The 2,128-nt window shown below is 63.3% G+C and carries 2 protein-coding genes, 1 tRNA gene and 1 pseudogene; 3 read left to right on the top strand and 1 reads right to left on the bottom strand.

From position 1 onward, the window contains the following. Positions 1-8 precede the first annotated feature (8 nt). Positions 9-85: transfer RNA gene (locus MPJ51_RS19800), tRNA-Ile, on the bottom strand. A 107-nt stretch (positions 86-192) separates the two neighbouring features. Here MPJ51_RS19800 and purM point away from each other — a divergent pair. From purM to MPJ51_RS19785, 3 genes and pseudogenes are all read left to right on the top strand, one after another. Next, positions 193-1,239, top strand: coding sequence for a phosphoribosylformylglycinamidine cyclo-ligase (gene purM, locus MPJ51_RS19795; RefSeq protein ID WP_298390448.1), 1,047 nt, complete (start codon positions 193-195; stop codon positions 1,237-1,239). Further along, positions 1,236-1,832, top strand: coding sequence for a phosphoribosylglycinamide formyltransferase (gene purN / locus MPJ51_RS19790; RefSeq protein WP_298390446.1), 597 nt, complete (start codon positions 1,236-1,238; stop codon positions 1,830-1,832). Before purM ends, purN begins: the two co-directional genes overlap by 4 nt. 111 nt (positions 1,833-1,943) lie before the next feature. Continuing rightward, positions 1,944-2,128, top strand: a pseudogene (locus tag MPJ51_RS19785) (ribonuclease D); the annotation flags it as partial.

Below are 2,128 nucleotides of genomic sequence, written 5' to 3'. Positions count from 1 at the left end.
CGGTGATGTGGTAGGCCCGGAGGGACTCGAACCCCCAACCAAAGCGTTATGAGCGCTCTGCTCTAACCAATTGAGCTACAGGCCCACCGTGGCGCCTTGGGTATCACGATCAGGCCCCGCGTCAAGCCTGACCGTTGCAACATCGCGCACAATCGACTAACCCGCGCGCAAAGCATTCACGAGGGACCGACCATGACAGCGGGCAAGAACGGAATCACCTATGCCGATGCCGGTGTGGATATCGACGCAGGCAACGCTCTGGTCGATCGGATCAAGCCAGCGGCCAAGCGCACCAACCGCTCGGGCGTGATGAGAGGTCTGGGTGGGTTCGGCGCGCTGTTCGACCTCAGGGCTGCCGGATATCAGGACCCGATTCTGGTGGGGGCAACCGATGGCGTGGGCACCAAGCTGCGGATTGCGATTGACACCGGCGTGGTGGATGGTGTGGGCATCGATCTTGTCGCCATGTGCGTCAATGACCTGATCTGTCAGGGGGCCGAGCCGCTGTTCTTTCTGGACTATTTCGCCACCGGCAAGCTGGACACCGACACCGCCGCACGGATTATCGAAGGCATTGCCGAAGGTTGCGCGCAGTCGGGTTGTGCCCTGATCGGCGGAGAAACCGCCGAAATGCCGGGCATGTATCCAGATGGCGATTTCGATCTGGCCGGGTTCTCGGTCGGCGCGATGGAGCGTGGCGCGGACCTGCCCGACGGGGTGCAGGTGGGGGATGTGCTGCTGGGGCTGGCCTCGAACGGGGTGCATTCCAATGGCTATTCGCTGGTGCGCAAGCTGGTTGAAATCTCGGGTCTCGGCTGGGATGCCGCATCGCCGTTTGGCGAGGGGGCACTGGGTGAGGCGCTGCTGACGCCCACACGGCTTTACGTGAAACCGGCACTGGCGGCGATCCGGGCGGGCGGCGTGCATGCACTGGCCCATATCACCGGCGGCGGTCTGACCGAGAACCTGCCGCGCGTATTGCCCAAAGGGCTGGGGGCCGAGATTGACCTGAACGCCTGGGACCTGCCGCCTGTATTCGGCTGGATGGCCGGGGTCGGGGACATTGCCGAGGCTGAGATGCTCAAGACCTTCAACTGCGGCATCGGCATGATCGTTGTCTGCGCCGCGGATCAGGCCGACGCGCTGACCGCACTGCTGGCGGATGCGGGTGAGGACGTCTCGCGCATCGGTACGGTTACCGAGACCGCCGGTGTTGCTTATTCAGGCACGTTGCTGTGAGCCACAAGCGCGTCGCCATCCTGCTGTCAGGGGGCGGGTCGAACATGGTGTCGCTGGTCGACAGTATGGTCGGTGACCACCCCGCGCGGCCTTGTCTGGTCCTGTCCAATGACGCGCAGGCGGGCGGGTTGCAGAAGGCGGCGGATCGGGGCATCGCCACGGCGGCGGTCGATCACCGCCCCTTCAAAGGCGACCGGGCGGCGTTTGAGGCGGAATTGGTCAAACCCCTGCTGGCCGCGCAGCCCGATATCATCTGTCTGGCCGGGTTCATGCGGGTGCTGACCGGCGATTTCGTCTCGCAGTTTCAGGGGCGGATGCTGAATATTCACCCCTCTCTGTTGCCGAAATACAAGGGCCTGCACACCCATGCCCGCGCGATCGAGGCCGGGGATGCCGATCATGGCTGCACCGTGCACGAGGTCACAGCGGCGCTGGATGACGGCCCCATTCTGGGCCAAGCCCGCGTAAAGGTTGAACCCGATGACACGCCCGAGGTGCTGGCGGCGCGGGTGCTGAGATGGGAACATCAGCTTTATCCGGCGGTTCTGCGGCGGTTTGCGCAAGGGGATCGCACCCCGGTTCTGCTGCCCTGATTTTTGCAGGGTGATTTACACGCCCCCGGAAATCGGCCTATGGTCGCCCCCAACGCTCGGGACGAGGACAAAAAGACGGGCAGTCACCAAAAGACAAGAACAGCACGGCGCATGAAAACCCTGACAACGACGCAAGAGCTGGCCGATTTCTGCAAAGCGGCCTCGGATTACCCTTATGTGACCGTGGATACGGAATTTCTGCGCGAACGGACCTATTACTCGAAACTCTGTCTGGTGCAGCTGGCCTATCCGTCCGAGGATGAAAACAGCGCGGTGCTGGTCGATCCGCTGGCCGA

This window comes from Ruegeria sp. (assembly GCF_028066395.1).
Classification (GTDB): domain Bacteria; phylum Pseudomonadota; class Alphaproteobacteria; order Rhodobacterales; family Rhodobacteraceae; genus Ruegeria.
Note: the sequence above shows the minus strand (reverse complement) of the source record. Positions and strands in the feature narration are given on the sequence as shown.